The following is a 17,339-nucleotide window of genomic DNA, read 5'->3' on the forward strand; positions in this document are numbered from 1 at the left end:
AAAACGACTCAGACTCAATCTGTTCCAGTGATAAAGCCAAGAAGGAATATTCGCATAAAAAATGCTGTTATTGGCTGGTCTTTTATAGCAGTTGCTACGCTAATGATTGTGGTGTTTTATTTTTACCCAATGCTTCAAGCTTTACTGTTGTCTTTTCAATCAGGTGCCGGCACTAATTTGACTTTTATCGGCATAGATAATTATGTTCGATTAATTAAGGATCCTACATTCCTTACAGCTGTGAAAAATACCGTTTTTTATCTTATTATTCAAGTTCCATTAATGATTCTCTTAGCATTATTTATTTCGGTGCTGTTGAATGATAAAACCCTGAAAATGAAAGGATTCTTTCGTACAGCTATCTTTTTACCGTGTGTGACCTCACTTGTTGCTTACTCCGTTGTCTTTAAATATTTATTTGGTACAGATGGCATTATTAATCTGTTTCTCATGAAGGTTTCGATTATCGATGCACCTATTCAATGGCTGACAGATCCATTATGGGCGAAAATAGCTATCGTTATTGCGATTACATGGCGTTGGACCGGATACAATATGATCTTTTATTTATCAGCCTTACAAAATATTGATCAATCCATTTATGAGGCAGCAAAAATTGATGGGGCCTCTTCACTTCAGCAATTCTTTAAAATTACGATTCCGATGTTAAAACCTATTATTCTATTTACTTCTATTACGTCAACAATTGGTACATTACAGTTATTTGATGAAGTTATGAACATTACAAAAGGCGGACCCGGTAATGCAACAATGACCATTTCTCAGTACATTTACAATTTATCCTTTAAATACACACCAGATTTTGGGTATGCAGCAACAGTCTCCTATGCAATTGTGATCATGATCGTGATCTTCTCTATTATTCAATTCAAAGTGGCAGGTGATCGAAATGGCTAAACTGAAGCGAATTTTAAGCTATGTTTTCTTAGCGTTAGCTACAATCGTCTCTGTATTCCCATTTATATGGATGATTGTTAGTGCTACAAACAAATCTGTTGACGTTACACAAGGAAGATTATTACCTGGTAGTCATTTAATACAAAACTTTCAAAACCTATTAAATACAGTTGATCTTGTACCAGCGTTAGTGAACTCAGCGAAAATTTCAATTACAACAACTATACTATCCTTACTGATTGCTTCTCTTGCTGGATATGGATTTGAGATTTTTAAAAGTAAAGCAAAGGATGTTGTGTTTAATATTTTGCTACTTTCCATGATGATTCCATTTGCAGCTTTAATGGTTCCGTTATTTCGGATGTTCGGTACCATTTCACAAACAGCACCTTTCATGGGGATTGATACTTTAACGGCAGCTGTTTTGCCATCTGTGACAACAGCCTTTCTGATTTTTTTCTTTCGCCAAAGCACAAAAATGTTTCCTAAGGACATTCTTGAAGCTGGTCGTATAGATGGGCTAAGTGAATTGGGTGTGTTTTTTAGAATTTATGTACCAACAATGAAAACAACCTATGCCGCTGCTGCGATTATTACATTTATGGGTAGCTGGAATAATTATTTGTGGCCGCTTGTTGTGTTACAATCACCGGAAAATCAAACAATCCCATTGCTTATTTCAAATCTAGGCTCAGGGTATTCACCGGACTTTGGAGTGATTATGACGGCCATTGTTATCGCTACATTACCGGCAGCGATCATTTTCTTTATCATGCAAAAGCACTTTGTTGCTGGAATGATGGGTTCTGTGAAATAAACATCATTATATGTTGAAAGGAAGAGAGAGTTTATGGCGACAACAACTATTAAAACGAGCACAAAACCAGATATTGGCTGGCTTACGGATTTAAATGTGTTTGCGGTTAATCGACTCCCTGCGCATTCAGTTCATGTTTACTATGAGACGATGGAGGAGGCTGAAAAGTTTTCTGCAATGAGGATGAGATATAACTTAAACGGAAATTGGAAATTTCATTATTCAGTAAATCCGCAAAGTCGTCCAGAGCATTTTTACAAACTAGATGTTGAGTGTCAGGGGTGGGGGGATATTGAGGTCCCTGGACATATCCAGCTACAAGGGTATGGAAAGCCCCAATATGTTAATACCATTTATCCTTGGGATGGACATAATGAAATTCGTCCCCCAGCGATACCGGAAGACCATAATCCGGTAGGAAGCTATGTAAAGTATTTTCATATTCCTGATCATATGAAAAATAAGCAAATTTTTATTTCTTTTCAAGGAGTAGAGTCTGCATTTTATGTGTGGTTAAACGGGGAATTTGTTGGGTACAGTGAAGACAGCTTCACTCCGGCAGAATTTGAACTTACTCCTTATTTAAAAGATGGGGAAAACAAATTAGCTGTTGAGGTATACCAGAGAAGTACTGGCAGTTGGCTGGAGGATCAAGATTTCTGGCGTTTTTCAGGAATTTTCCGTGATGTGTATCTTTACACTATCCCAAAACTCCATGTTTATGATGCCGATATACGTGCAGAGCTAGATGAGACATATACGAAAGGGGCTCTTAAGGCTGATCTTACCTTCATGTCATCTATACCTAGCCATTCAACTGTTGTAGTAGATCTATATGATTCCCAAAATAAATTAGTAGAATCGAAAAAAGAAAATATTGTTGGTGAGGCGCATAACTTTACAATGACTGTGGATGACCCGATGCTTTGGAGTGCAGAAGCCCCATATTTATATACATTATATATTCAGCTGTACAATGAAGCCGGAAAACTTGTAGAAGTCATTCCGCAAAAAGTTGGTTTTAGAAGGTTTGAGCTTATTGACAAGATAATGTGTATTAATGGAAAGCGTATTGTTTTTAAAGGTGTGAATCGCCATGAATTTAATTGTCATAGAGGGCGCGCGATTACAAAGGAGGATATGCTGTGGGATATTAAAACCTTGAAACGTAATAATATCAATGCAGTACGTACCTCTCATTACCCTAATCAAAGCTATTGGTATCAGCTTTGTGATGAATATGGTATTTATGTAATCGATGAGATGAATCTAGAAACCCATGGATCATGGCAAAAAATGGGGAAGGTTGAACCATCATGGAATATTCCAGGGAATAAGCCTGAATGGCAGGACATTGTATTAGACCGTGCGATTTCAATGTATGAGAGGGATAAAAATCACCCATCCATCCTTATCTGGTCATGTGGAAATGAATCATATGCAGGTGAAGTCATATTAAATGTAACACGATATTTCAAATCCGTTGATTCTAGCCGTCTCGTTCACTATGAAGGAGTATTTCACAATCGTGAATACAATGACACAAGTGATATGGAAAGCCGTATGTATGCAAAGCCGGCAGATATTGAGAAATATTTAACAGAAAATCCAGAAAAGCCCTATATAAGCTGTGAATATATGCATGCAATGGGAAATTCACTTGGCGGAATGTATAAATATACTGACTTGGAAATGAAATTCCAGATGTACCAAGGTGGATTTATTTGGGATTATATTGACCAATCACTTATGAAAAAGGATCGCTATGGGAACAAATACTTAGCATATGGCGGTGATTTTGATGATCGTCCATCTGATTATGGATTCTGTACAAATGGAATTGTTTATGCAAATCGAGAGGAATCTCCGAAAATGCAGGAAGTGAAGTTCCTGTATCAAAATATAAAGCTAACTCCAGATCAGGCTGGTGTGACAATCACAAATGAAAATCTATTTTTAGATACATCTGCTTATGATTTAGAGTATATCCTTTTCTTGGAAGGGAAGGAATTGTACAGTAATAAGCTTGATGTGAGTGTAGAACCACAAAGTAAAGGTCGAGTAGAGTTTGATTTTCCTGCGAATTTATTAAAAGATTCAGGCGAGTATTGCATTCATGCTTCATTAAAATTAAAAGAACACACTCTCTGGGCAGATGCCGATTATGAAATCGCATTTGGACAGCATGTATTTACCATGAACAATAACAAAGAAATTGAAATAGAAACAACTGGTGAACTAAGAGTTGCTCATGGTGATGTGAACATTGGTGTTCACGGCAGAGATTTTACGATCATGTTTTCAAAGCAGTTTGGTAGTCTTATATCCTTAAACTATGCAGGAAGAGAAATGATCGCCGTTCCACCTTCACCACTATTTTGGAGAGCAACAACTGATAATGATAGGGGATATCACCAAGATTATCATTCTGGAATTTGGCTTGCAGCCAGCTTAGCACGTAAATGTGTTGGAATGGAAATCGTAGAAGAAAATGAGAGTGTAAATGTAAACTTCACTTATAAATTTTCGATACATGATGAACTTGTAGTGAACATCTCTTATTTTGTTTATCAAGATGGAAGCATCCGCGTTAAATCGGTTTATCATGGTGCAGAAGGTCTCCCGCAGCTTCCAATCTTTGCAGTATCCTTTAAGGTTCCAGCAGATTATAACCAACTCGAATGGTATGCAATGGGACCTGAAGAGAATTATTCAGATCGTTCAAAGGGTGCAAGATTAGGAATCTTTAAAAATAAAGTCGCTGATAATGTGTCAGGATATGTGATGCCACAAGAATCAGGAAATCGAACAGGAGTCCGTCGTGTAAACGTGACAAACAGTAATGGAAAAGGTATTCAAATATCCAACCCGGATAAACCTTTTGAATGTACTATCTCACCATATACAGCATTTGAGCTTGAGAATGCTAGACATCATTTTGAGCTTCCTAATATACATTATACCGTTGTGACAATCACAGGTAAGCAAATGGGTGTTGGTGGAGATGACAGTTGGGGTGCTCCTGTTCATGATGAACACTTATTAATGGCAAATGAAGAGATGGAATTTGAGTTTATGATACAACGAATCTGATCGTATAGAATTCTTAGAGCTTGGATTACCAAGCTCTTTTTTAAAATGATGATGTGACGATGAAAAATAAATAGGAATAAGGTAGAATGTAGACAGTTGAATTGAAAGGGGATACATAACATGACATACAAGGCGAGTGAGAATCGCTATAAGGAAATGAAATATAATCGTGTCGGGAGATCGGGTCTGCTGCTTCCTGCCATTTCTTTAGGATTATGGCATAACTTTGGCGGGGTGGATTCTTTTGAAAATGGGAGAGCAATGTTGCGCAGGGCGTTCGATTTAGGTATCACTCATTTTGATTTAGCAAATAATTATGGCCCTCCTCCAGGAAGTGCGGAGGAAATGTTTGGGAAAATCTTAAAAACTGATTTCGCACCATACCGAGATGAATTAATCATTTCAACTAAGGCTGGCTATCATATGTGGGATGGACCTTATGGTGAATGGGGATCTAAAAAGTATTTAATTGCTAGCCTTGATCAAAGCCTTAAAAGGATGGGCCTTGATTATGTTGATATTTTTTACTCACATCGACCAGATCCAAATACACCGCTAGAAGAGACTATGGGGGCTCTTGATCAAATTGTCCGTCAAGGAAAAGCCTTATATGTCGGGATTTCTAGTTATAATGCGGAACAAACAGCTGAAGCTGTAAAAATATTAAATGATCTGGGAACACCGCTATTAATCCATCAACCTAGTTATTCGATGTTCAATCGCTGGATCGAAAATGGACTTCAGGATGTACTTCAGGAAAATGGAGTAGGTTCGATAGCGTTCTGTCCATTAGAACAAGGGTTATTAACGAATAAATATCTTTCAGGAATTCCTGCTGATTCAAGAGCAGCGAAAGAGAATACGTTTTTAAGTGAAGATCGAGTAACAGGGGATGTAATTAGCAAAGTAAAACAATTAAATGAGATTGCCCAAAACCGCGGTCAAAATCTCGCACAGATGGCTTTAGCTTGGGTACTTCGTGAAGGCAGAGTGACATCTGCATTAATTGGCGCAAGCAAAGTAAGGCAAATAGAAGAAAACGTCGAAGCTCTAAAATCTCTTGAATTTACCCAAGATGAGCTATCACAGATTGAGAGAATACTAGAGGGGTAAAGCTACACTTTGAAACCAGCATAATGCCTGGTTTCTTTTTTTCTATTTAATTAAACGTTTGTTTAAGTGGTTTCTATCATTCAATTCTAAAATTAATTTACAACGGTTTCAGAAAAAAGTATGATTTTTAGAGAAACATAAGACATCATATGAAAACAGGTTACAGGAGTGAAACGATGAAGGAATTGACATTCAAATCTTACGACCAATTTCAACAGTTTATCGAGCATAAAGCTATGGAAAAAGGAATCATGAAGGGACTTCAAGGTGAGGAATTAACGAAATTTAAACTTGATTTTCAAGAGAGAGCTAATGCGATGTGGAAAGAGAATGATTGTGATCATTGGGTGAAAAAGCATGGATATGTCATTATTAATGTATGGAAAGACGGCATCGGTAAAAGAAAAGTTACAAGAGGAAGACCTAGAAAATTGGATTCTGATAAATATTTACATTCCGTTCATGTAAGGCTTGATGATGAGGCTTATCGAAAGTTAACGAATCATTGCCAAGAAAATCAAATTGATGTCTCGGAGGCTATTAGACGTCTAATTAAAACATTATAGAAGAAATCACAAAGGAGATTCAAACAAAATATTTGTTGAATCTCCTTTGTGATTTCATATGAAATTGAAAATGCCTTCAACTATAAGAACTGCCTCGACATCCAGCTTCGAAGACAGGACGTGCAAGTGCAGTCGTTGTGGCAGGGAGACGTGATTTTAGACTGCCAGCGCCTAGCCACAAATGAATTGAAGACAAAGAACGTCTTCTATTCATTTGCCTCTTGTTAGCCTAAGGCTGATCAAGCCGATTACGCTTTTGAATTTATGAAGAAATTGTGAATAAATTTAGACAAATGCCATAATTTGAAAATTACCTCTTTTCTCGGTTTATTTTTTGTGATACATTAATTATTGTAGTTGATAATCAATCTCAACAATTGGAAAAGGCAGATCCAGCAAGCGTCTTTTTTTTGTTATTTGATGATAATGATTATCAATAATTTGTTTACCATTTTGTAGGGCATGTTTATTAAGCTTTATACATATGTGATCACAAACATTTAAATGAAATAGGGCCTTTTGTTTTAGATGATTAAAGTCGGCTTAGAATGATCATTGTTTTTAAGAATATTCACGTTATGAGGGTTATAAATGAGACTATGGATTTTAGGAATTGCAGCTATAGTCCTGTCTTTTATATCGCTATTTATCGGAGCAATTGATATAAAACCGAGTGATTTATTAGATTGGGAATCAGATGAAACACAAATTTTCTTAATAAGTCGGCTACCTCGGTTAATAGCCATTATATTAGCAGGTGCTGGAATGAGTATTGCGGGCTTAATTATGCAGTCTTTAAGCCGAAATAAGTTTGTATCGCCAACAACTGCTGGAACATTAGATGCAGCAAAACTAGGAATCTTAATTTCTATGCTATTCTTTACGAATGTCACATATACGCAGCAAGTGATTTTTAGTTTTGCCTTTGCTTTAGCAGGAACATTCATTTTTATGCAAATATTAGATCGTATCAAATTTAAGGATGTCATTTTTGTCCCATTAATTGGAATTATGTATGGGAATATTCTGTCTTCCATTACAACTTTCTTTGGATATGAAGCCGACCTTCTGCAAAATATATCTTCTTGGCTGATGGGAAGTTTTACTTTAGTTATTGCTGGCCGTTATGAGCTGTTATATGTAAGTATTCCAGCGGTCATCATCGCGTATCTTTATGCGAATAAATTCACAGTCGCCGGAATGGGAGAAGATTTTGCGAAAAATCTGGGTTTAAGTTATAAGCTGGTGCTAAATATTGGCCTTATTCTTGTCGCAATTATTTCTACAACTGTTGTGCTTACTGTTGGGGTTATTCCCTTTTTAGGTCTGATTGTTCCAAATATTGTCTCCCTTTATTTAGGTGATAATTTACGTAAAACCATTCCGCATACAGCAGTGTTAGGGATTGTCTTCTTATTAATATGTGACATTCTTGGACGTATTATTATTCACCCTTACGAGATTCCAGTTAATGTAACGGTGGCAGTGATAGGCAGTGCGATCTTCTTAACTATGCTACTTAGGGGGAGAGCATATGCGAAATAGTACGAAACTAATTTTGTTAGCGGCAATAGCGATAGTGTGTATTTTACTCTATGGCTTTTATGATATAAAAGGCGGCTTTGATTATGCATTTCCAAAGCGTATGCTCCGTGTTTCAGCGATGGTTGTAACAGGGATTGCGATTGCCTATTCGACTGTCGTGTTCCAAACCATTACACATAATCGAATTTTAACCCCTTCAGTTATGGGCCTTGATTCTATGTATCAAGTAGTGCAAACACTCATCTACTTTTTTGCAGGATCTATGTCAGTTTGGGTGTTAAATAAATATCTAAACTTTGGTGCCGCAATTGTTGCGATGGTTGCTTTTGCCATGATTTTATATCGATTCTTGTTCAGAGCGGATAAGCATCCAATTTATTTTCTACTATTAATTGGGATGATTATTGGAACACTCCTGGGAAGCTTTGTCACATTCTTGCAAGTACTGATTGATCCTGTGGAGTATTTAAGTCTCCAAAACCGTTTATTCGCGACCTTCACGAATGTAAAGGCTGAATTATTATATATCTCGATTGGCATTTTGCTCATTGCGTTTATTTACGGGTACCTCATTATGGGGAAGCTGGATGTGATGTCACTTGGCCGTGAAAATGCGATGAACCTTGGCATCAATTATGACGGTATGGTGATGAGGATTTTAATTTTGTCATCTGTACTGATTGCAACGTCTACAGCACTTGTTGGGCCAATTACGTTTTTTGGATTAATTGTTGCCAATCTTGCGTATCAGTATTTGGTGACATATAAGCATTCTATTCTCATATTAGGAGCAAGTTTAATCAGTATTATCGCATTAGTCGGCGGTCAGTTCCTTGTTGAGCATATTTTTGAATTACGCACAACATTAAGCGTTATTATTAACTTTATTGGCGGTATTTACTTTATTTATCTATTACTAAAGGAAAGTAGGGCAGCAGGATGATTGAAATCAAAGGATTAACAAAGCAATTTGGTAAAAAACCTGTTGTAGAAGATGTTACTGTCACAATCGAGCCGGGAACAATTACATCGTTTATCGGGCCGAATGGTGCTGGTAAGTCAACACTTCTTTCTATGGTGAGTCGTTTATTAGAAGCAGATACAGGTGAAGTATTACTGGATCAAAATAATGTGAAAAAGTGGAAATCCTCTGAATTTGCCAAACGTGTATCGATTTTGAAACAAGCGAACTACCTTAATGTCCGACTAACGGTACGTGAGCTTATTGCATTTGGTCGCTATCCTTATTCAAGAGGGCGTCTGACAGCTGAAGATGAAAAATTTATTGATCAAGCAATTGATTATATGAATTTAGTCGAGATGCAAGACAAGTTTTTAGATGAATTATCAGGTGGTCAAAGACAACGTGCTTTTATTGCAATGGTCATTGCACAGGATACAGATTATGTTTTGCTTGATGAGCCTTTAAATAATTTAGATATGAAACACTCTGTTCAAATTATGAAAATTTTACGGAAGCTTGTGGATGAGCTTGGAAAAACAGTTGTCATCGTATTGCATGACATAAACTTTGCGTCTGTTTATTCAGATCGTATCGTTGCATTGAAAAATGGCAGGCTTATGAAAAACGGACCAACCCATGAAATTATTAACTCTGATGCGTTACGTGAAATTTATGATATGGATATTCCGATACAAGAGCAGAATGGATGCAGAATATGTGTGTACTTTAACTCACATACGTAAAAACAAAAGCAGCCTAGAGAAACGAATGAACATGTTAAATGGCTTTCTCTAGGTAATCTTCTAAAAAGTTACAATGTTTTTAATTTTTTACATTTATGTTAAAAAGGTTACAAATACATATTGACTTTAAATCTTTAATGGAGCATAATGATAATGGTTATCATTAACAATAAAAAGATAAAAAGAGGGAGAGAAAACATATGAAAAAAAGCAATTTATTTGTCGCATTGCTAGCAGCTATGGTATTAATGCTTGCTGCGTGTGGTTCAAACGAAGAGGCTACAACAGAAGAATCAACTGAAACAACTGCAGCTGAAGGTCAAGCTGAAGAAACAAGTTCAGCTTCATCGGAAGATGGCCCTGTTTATCCTATGACTGTATCGCCAACAGTTGCTTCAACTGAAAGTGAAGAAGCTGGTTCAATTAATTTTGAAGACGTAACATTTGAAACAATGCCAGAAAAAATGGTCGTATTTGATTATGGCTTCTTAGATACATTAGATGCACTAGGTGTTGAAGGAGTTGTAGGAGTTCCTAAAGACACTTCATTACCATCTCATCTAGAGAAATATTCTTCTGATGAGTATAAAAGTGTTGGTAACTTAAAAGAACCTCTTCTTGAGGATATCGCTGAACTTGCTCCTGATGTCATCTTTATCTCTGGTCGTCAGTCAGCATACTATGAAGAATTAAAAGAAATCGCACCTGTTGTGTTTGTTGGTACTTCTCAGGATGACTATTGGAACACATTCTTATCTTCAGTAGATTTGGCAGCAAAAATGTTTGGTAAAGAAGCAGAAGCTAAAGAATACACTGCAAAGTTTGATTCAGCTTTAGAAGAGATCAAAGCTTTAGCTGGAAACTATGAAACATCTTTAGTAACGATGTACAATGAAGGCAAATTATCAGGTTTCGCAAAAGACTCTCGCTTTGGATACATTTATGATATTTATGGATTCAAGCCAGTAACAGAAGATATCGAATCATCCTCTCACGGTTCTAATTTCGGTTTCGAAGCCATCTTAGAATTCAATCCACAAGTGTTATTTGTGATTGACCGTACAGCAGCTGTTGGAGGAGACTCTAATATTGAGGCTGATATGGAAAATGATATTATTAAGAAAACAGAAGCGTATCAAAATGAAAGAGTCGTTTATTTAGATGGACCACTATGGTATATAAGTGGTGGCGGTTTACAATCTGAGCTTGCAAAAATCGAAGAAATTTTAGCAGAATTAAAATAGAACAATAAATGAGAAAGAGACTGTCTTGAAAGTCGATGATCCATCACCTTCAGACAGTCTTTTCTCATTTTAATAGGCCACTTTACCTAAATAAAGAAAAAATATACGAACTTTTGTTCACCAGTTTATTCCATATGGTATAATGTGAGAAAACAGCTTGGAGTGGTTTCTATTTTTAAGCTAGAGGAAATATTCAAAGGAAAGAGCTCCTCTTTTTTAGAAAAGGAAGAGAGGAGATTAATAGAATTATATAGTCTTAATCTCATCCATACTCCAGATGAAAAATCCTTTGACCGTATTGCGGAATTGGCTAGCCGGATATTTCAAGTGCCAGTTTCTCTTGTTACGGTTATTACAGAGGATAAACAATGGTTTAAGTCATGTGTAGGTCTGACAGGAGATTTATTAAAGGAAAGATCAACAAGACGAGATGAATCAATATGTCAGTATGTTGTTTTAGATGGAAGTCCATTAGTAATTGAAGATACGATGAAAGATAGTCGTTTTATGCATAATCCACTCGTTAAGCAATATAATGTTCGATTTTACGCAGGGGCACCGATTGTGACAAAGCGTAACAATATTATAGGTTCATTTTGTATTATTGATGTCAAGCCGCGCTCTTTTTCTGATGCTGAATTAAAAACATTAGTTGACTTAAGTAAATGGGTCAATACTGAATTAGAGCTTAGGGCAGATTTAATTGAAAGAACAATGAATGAACAATCGATTCGTACTCTATATGAAGTTACGAGCAATAATTCCCTAACGTTTGATGAAAAATTAAAGAGACTACTAAAAATTGGTTGTGACCGCTTTCAATTACCGGAAGGAAATATTTCGAGGATTACCGGAGAAGATTATAAAGTTCTCCAAACGATCACTGAGATGCCAAGTATAAGGAAAAAAGGGGATATCATTCCTCTTAATGAAACCTGTGCGAGAAAGGTATTTGAAAGTCTCGAGCCTGTTCATCTTAGAAAACCTTTTGCTGGGAAAAATCAACCAACCATTATAAGTGAATATGTTGGAGCACCAATTTTTGTCAACAACAATTTTTATGGAACAATTTGCTTTTTTTCGTTGAATCACACATACCGGGTTATTACTAATTCCGATCTTGAGTTTTTACAATTAATGACGCAATGGGTTGGTTTTGAGATTGAACGTTTGCAGGCGGAGACCAAATTAAGGGAAAGCCAGGAGCGGTTCAACCAAATTGCCAATAATATTAAAGAAGCGTTTTGGATATTTGATTTGGAGAAAAAAAAGACCATATATATTAGTTCAGCCTGGGAGGAGATCTCTGGGAGAACGGGTGAGCAATACTATGAAGATGGAACATTGTGGGTAAACACGATATTACCTGAAGATCGCGAAGTTGTAAATGAAAAATTCAGAAATATTAAAAAGAATGAGGAGTTTGAACATAGGATTATTCATACAGATGGTTCGATTCGGTGGATACGGAATCGTGTCGTTCCAATTATGAATAAGGAAGGTAAGATATACAGGCTGGTAGGGGTGGCAGAGGATATAACTGATGCCAAATTAAATGAGGATTTAATAAGGAAATCTGATAAACTCGCTGCTGTTAGCCAGCTAGCAGCAAGTATTGCTCATGAAATACGGAATCCATTGACAAGTGTGAAGGGATTTATGCAACTAAAGCATGATGATATCTGTCCTTTTAAAGACCTTATCTTATCAGAGTTGGGTCAAATGGAGGACTTTATCAATGAAATGCTGATTCTTGCAAATTCTCATCTTGGGATTGAACGTAGTTTTTATCATGTTAATGAGATGATGTCAGATGTATTACTTGCTAATGAGGAACTATGTCAACTTTTTAATATTACTTTTTATTTTGATCCGCGGGTTAATGTGAAGGTTTTATGTGATGAAAATCAAATAAAGCAGGTGTTTCAGAACATCATTAGTAATGCGATAGAATCGATGGCAAATGGCGGGACAATTCATATCCAGATTGGAATGGAAAATGAAGAATCGATTTATATTTTAGTGAAAGACCAGGGGGTTGGAATCGCCCAAGAAAGGATCGCTAAGCTCGGAGAACCGTATTACTCAAACAAAGAAAAAGGCAGCGGACTGGGCTTAATGATTAGTTATAAAATCATTCAAAACCACAAGGGGAACATCTTTTTCACAAGTGAACTTGGAAAGGGAACAACAGTTAAGATCATTCTCCCGCTTGAACATCAAGTATGATAAAACAACAAAAGAGGAGCGAGATAATCGCTCCTTTTGAATACCTCATTAAAGCGTCATTTTCATAATGCGTTCTAAAAAAGAACTCTTTATGAGTTTCAACCACAAATGATAACTGATACCATTATAAATATATCCCATCATTGTTCGGTAAGTTTTTTAGGTAGGCTCTTTTCTAAATGATTGTTGTTTTAAGCTTCTTTACACAAAAACTATTTAGGCTTATTGGAGCTAAAGGTACAAGACTCCTGTGGGAGAAGCGACCCGCAGACACTGGCTTCGAGGAGGCACACCTCACGCCCCACGGAAAGAGAGTATCTGTAGTGGAAATCAACCACTCCAATACTTCTTATAAGGCAACAACATTTATGAAAACAGCCTTTAGGTAAAAAGGCGAAATCTTACGTAAAAAAGATACATTCAATATATTCCTTTTAGCTAACAGGAAATTACTGGCATTTGTCGAATAAGATTTATTGGCAATGTTTAAGGGAGGATCATAGATGTCACATGCACGAGAAGGGAAAGTTGAAATAGATAGTAGAAAAACTTCATCTGAAGTTCCTTATATAGTAGGAATTGGTGCTTCTGCTGGAGGACTTGAAGCCATCGAACAATTTTTCCAAAATATGGATCATCACATCAATGCCGTATTCGTTATTGTCCAGCACATATCACCGAAGTACAAAAGCTTTATACCGGAATTATTATCAAAATCCACTAACATGCAAATAATCTTAGCAGAAGAAGGTTTACGGCTTACAGAAAAAACAGTGTATTTATGTCCGCCAAATCATTACATAACCATAAATGATCAAGGAATTGTTCACCTGGAAGAATATGATATTAGTCAGCCTGTACATAACCCTATAGATACATTTTTAACTTCAATCGCAGCTTATGCACAAACAAAAGCAATTGGGGTTATTTTATCGGGAAAAGGAACGGATGGTACAAAAGGACTCAATGATATACATGAAAAAAGCGGACTTTGTCTTATTCAGAATGAAACAGCTAAATTTATTGATATGCCTGAAAGTGCCATTAAATCAGGGGCGGCAGATTACATACTAAGTCCAAAAGCAATGTCTGAGCAAATTAGACATTATATTGCAGCAAAGCCAATTGATTATACTGATACTGCTTTAAAACAAGTGTTAATGATGATTCATAAAAAAAGCGGGATCGATTTTTCAATGTACAAAAAAAATACCCTGTTAAGAAGAATCGAACGCAGAATGAGCCTAATAGAGGAATCAGTACCGTCACTAGAAGCCTATAAAAATTATCTATTAGAAAACCCGATGGAGATCAGGTATTTACAAGAAGATTTACTTATTGGGGTCACTCATTTTTTTAGAGATATAGAAGCATTTAACTATTTACAGCAATACCTTATTCCCAAAATGGTAGATGAGAATATTCAAAGAGGACGAAATAAAATAAGGATTTGGGTCGCAGGTTGTTCATTAGGGCAAGAAGCATATTCTCTTGCGATATTATTTCATGATGAAATAGAAAAAAGAGGGTGTGATATCGACCTGCAGGTTTTTGCGACAGATATTGATCGTGATGCAGTGAAATTTGCAAGCCAAGGCTGTTATTCAGAGCAAATTGTTTCAACCATCCCGAAACATCTTTTAGTGAAATATTTCGATAAAGAAGGAAGCGATTATCAAGTAAAGAGAGAGATTAGGCATAAAATAGTTTTTGCTCCCCACAACATGGCAAAGGATTCACCTTTTGTCAATTTAGATTTGATAAGCTGTCGGAATGTCATGATATATTTTCAAACTGAGCTTCAGCAACAAGTATTGTCCCTTTTTCATTTTGCACTAAAAGAGAAAGGTTATTTGTTCCTAGGACCAAGTGAAACTATTGGTAAACTATCCAATCTGTTTACTTCAATTAATAATAAATGGAAGATCTTTAGCAATGAAGTGTCAGACATTCAACATGTCTCTCAAGCTTTTCTTACTCCTAAAGAATCTCCTAATCAACAAGGGAAGGATAGAAGAAATTTGGAGCATCTTCGTGAATTGAATCGGTTTCAACACCCAGATGAGCTATACGTTTCTTTAATGGATGAGATATTGCCGCCATGCATTGTGATTAATGAGCATAATGAGGTTCTGTTAGTGTCAGGTGATGCCGGGGAGTATTTGAATCTACCAAAGGGAAAAGTAAACTATAATATCTTCAATATGGTTCCTACTAATTTATCAGTCGCAATCGGGACAGCTATCAAAAAGGCAAGAGAGGAATTAAAAGAAATTAAGTATAATAACCTCCTTATTAATAAAAATGAGAGCAAACAAGTAAAGTTAGTTGTAAAGCCTTTGGAGAGTGCAGGAAAGGGATATATCGCGTTATTTTTAGAGGTTTATCAACCAGACTCTTCTACACCGTTTAAGGTGGATTCATTGATGTTCGATCATGACTCAGCTTATAACCAAAAAATATTTGAACTAGAGCAAGAGCTTTATTATACAAAACAAAGTCTGCAGACAACGATCGAAGAGCTTGAAACGTCAAATGAAGAGCTGCAGTCTACAAATGAAGAATTGATTGCAGCGAATGAAGAATTGCAAAGCACAAATGAAGAAATGCAATCGGTTAATGAAGAGCTTATTACGGTCAATACCGAGTATGAAAAGAAAATTAAAGAATTAACAAATTTAAATAATGATATGGACAATTTGCTTATTAATACGAATATCGCCACAATTTTCTTAGATAAAAACCTTAACATTAAGCTGTATACACCAGAAGCGGTGAAAATATTTCATCTAATAGAGCACGATAAAGGAAGGCCTATATATCATATTACACATCGACTTGATTATGATTCGATTATACAAGATATAGAGAATGTGTTAGTAACAACGAAAGCGATTATCAAGGAATTGCCTTCAAAGGACGAAAAGTGGTACAGCATTAAAATCATGCCATACAGAACAAGTGAAAATTTAATCGATGGCATTGTGATGACCTTTATCGATATATCTGACATTAAGAAAGTAAATCGCGAGCTGCAATTAAGTAAGCAAGCGATTGAGCTTGGACCTGCGAATACTGTCTTTACAGATTTTCAAGGCAATATTGAATATGCTAACAGTAAGTTTGCTAAGCAGCTTGGCTTAGAAGTACAACAAGTAATTGGACGGAAATTAAAGGATATCTATTCTGAATACTTTCAAGACAGTGACTTTGAATTGTATTGGAAAAAAGTCCGTGCTGGTGAAAAGTGGACAGGTGAATTGTCTTATAAAGGGAAAGACGGTAAAGAATATTGGGAGTATCTCTCTTTAATACCTGTTGAGAATGAGGACCATGATGTTGTGCAAATCCTGCGAGTTGGCGAGGACATTACAAGCAGGAAAAGCTCTGAACAAATGCTTATTAAATCTGAAATGCTCTCAGGTATTGGTCAGCTGGCAGCAGGAATTGCCCATGAAATTAGAAACCCTCTAACATCTCTACGGGGATTTCTTCAATTAATGATCCAGACCAACACTTACAGTAAAGAATATGCGGAAGTCATGATGACAGAGTTTATTCGACTCGAGGAAATCATCAATGAATTCCTTGTGCTCTCAAGACAGAAAACAGCTGAATTTAAAGACGTCAATATTAACAAAATTATTCACGATGTATCAAAAATCTGGGAAACACAAGCTATTTTAAATGATGTTACCATTGCAACATCAATAGAACCAATAAATTTTACAGTTAAAGGAATCGAAAATGAACTAAAGCAAGTGTTTATTAATATTGTGAAAAATGGAATAGAAGCAATGGAAGGACGTACAGGTCAGCTCAAGATTGAAACGAAAAAAATAGAAGATAATAGAGTCCTTATACGTTTTCAAGATCAAGGAAAAGGCATACCTAAGGAACAACTCGAAAAAATGGGTGAACCATTTTTTACAACAAAAGAAAAAGGAACAGGTTTAGGGTTAATGGTCAGCTTTAAGATTATTGAAAGTCATAATGGAAAACTAGTTTTTACTAGTGAATTAGACAAAGGCACGACAGTTGAAATTACGTTGCCTTTATCCCACTCTTAAAGGACAGTAAGCTTCAAGATTCCAGAGAAACAAAGAA

Annotated in this window: 11 protein-coding genes; all 11 read left to right on the forward strand. The window is 36.1% G+C overall.

Annotated elements, in window-relative coordinates; genetic code table 11:
* Nucleotides 1-27 precede the first annotated feature (27 nt).
* The 11 genes from AC4GZ8_RS10135 (at nucleotide 28) to AC4GZ8_RS10185 (ending at nucleotide 17,302) form a co-directional block, all read left to right on the forward strand.
* Nucleotides 28-918 (forward strand): carbohydrate ABC transporter permease, encoded by an 891-nt coding sequence (locus tag AC4GZ8_RS10135; protein WP_491081911.1) that lies wholly within the window; start codon nucleotides 28-30, stop codon nucleotides 916-918.
* Nucleotides 911-1,735, forward strand: a complete 825-nt coding sequence (locus tag AC4GZ8_RS10140; protein WP_491081733.1) for a carbohydrate ABC transporter permease — start codon at nucleotides 911-913, stop codon at nucleotides 1,733-1,735. Before AC4GZ8_RS10135 ends, AC4GZ8_RS10140 begins: the two co-directional genes overlap by 8 nt.
* A 33-nt stretch (nucleotides 1,736-1,768) precedes the next feature.
* Nucleotides 1,769-4,828, forward strand: a complete 3,060-nt coding sequence (lacZ, locus tag AC4GZ8_RS10145; protein WP_491081734.1) for a beta-galactosidase, LacZ type — start codon at nucleotides 1,769-1,771, stop codon at nucleotides 4,826-4,828.
* A 120-nt stretch (nucleotides 4,829-4,948) separates the two neighbouring features.
* The gene (gene mgrA / locus AC4GZ8_RS10150; protein ID WP_491081735.1) at nucleotides 4,949-5,941 is read left to right on the forward strand and encodes an L-glyceraldehyde 3-phosphate reductase; all 993 of its coding nucleotides are present in this window, start codon (nucleotides 4,949-4,951) and stop codon (nucleotides 5,939-5,941) included.
* A gap of 176 nt (nucleotides 5,942-6,117) precedes the next feature.
* Complete coding sequence (locus AC4GZ8_RS10155) at nucleotides 6,118-6,507, forward strand: ribbon-helix-helix protein, CopG family (protein ID WP_491081736.1); 390 nt, start codon at nucleotides 6,118-6,120, stop codon at nucleotides 6,505-6,507.
* A gap of 591 nt (nucleotides 6,508-7,098) precedes the next feature.
* Nucleotides 7,099-8,052: an ABC transporter permease gene (locus tag AC4GZ8_RS10160; RefSeq protein ID WP_491081737.1), complete on the forward strand. Its 954-nt coding sequence runs from the start codon at nucleotides 7,099-7,101 to the stop codon at nucleotides 8,050-8,052.
* Complete coding sequence (locus AC4GZ8_RS10165) at nucleotides 8,042-8,995, forward strand: iron chelate uptake ABC transporter family permease subunit (protein ID WP_491081738.1); 954 nt, start codon at nucleotides 8,042-8,044, stop codon at nucleotides 8,993-8,995. The genes AC4GZ8_RS10160 and AC4GZ8_RS10165 overlap by 11 nt, the downstream gene beginning before the upstream one ends.
* Nucleotides 8,992-9,759, forward strand: coding sequence for an iron ABC transporter ATP-binding protein (locus AC4GZ8_RS10170; RefSeq protein WP_491081739.1), 768 nt, complete (start codon nucleotides 8,992-8,994; stop codon nucleotides 9,757-9,759). Before AC4GZ8_RS10165 ends, AC4GZ8_RS10170 begins: the two co-directional genes overlap by 4 nt.
* A gap of 200 nt (nucleotides 9,760-9,959) precedes the next feature.
* Nucleotides 9,960-11,003 (forward strand): siderophore ABC transporter substrate-binding protein, encoded by a 1,044-nt coding sequence (locus tag AC4GZ8_RS10175; RefSeq protein ID WP_491081740.1) that lies wholly within the window; start codon nucleotides 9,960-9,962, stop codon nucleotides 11,001-11,003.
* Nucleotides 11,004-11,147: 144 nt separating this feature from the next.
* On the forward strand, nucleotides 11,148-13,232 hold the full coding sequence (locus AC4GZ8_RS10180) for an ATP-binding protein (protein WP_491081741.1): 2,085 nt from the start codon (nucleotides 11,148-11,150) through the stop codon (nucleotides 13,230-13,232).
* A 503-nt stretch (nucleotides 13,233-13,735) separates the two neighbouring features.
* A complete protein-coding gene (locus tag AC4GZ8_RS10185; protein ID WP_491081742.1) occupies nucleotides 13,736-17,302 on the forward strand; it encodes a CheR family methyltransferase in 3,567 nt (1,188 codons plus the stop codon).
* Nucleotides 17,303-17,339: the final 37 nt, after the last annotated feature.

This window comes from Metabacillus sp. RB-C-LZQ-3-1 (genome assembly GCF_058315175.1).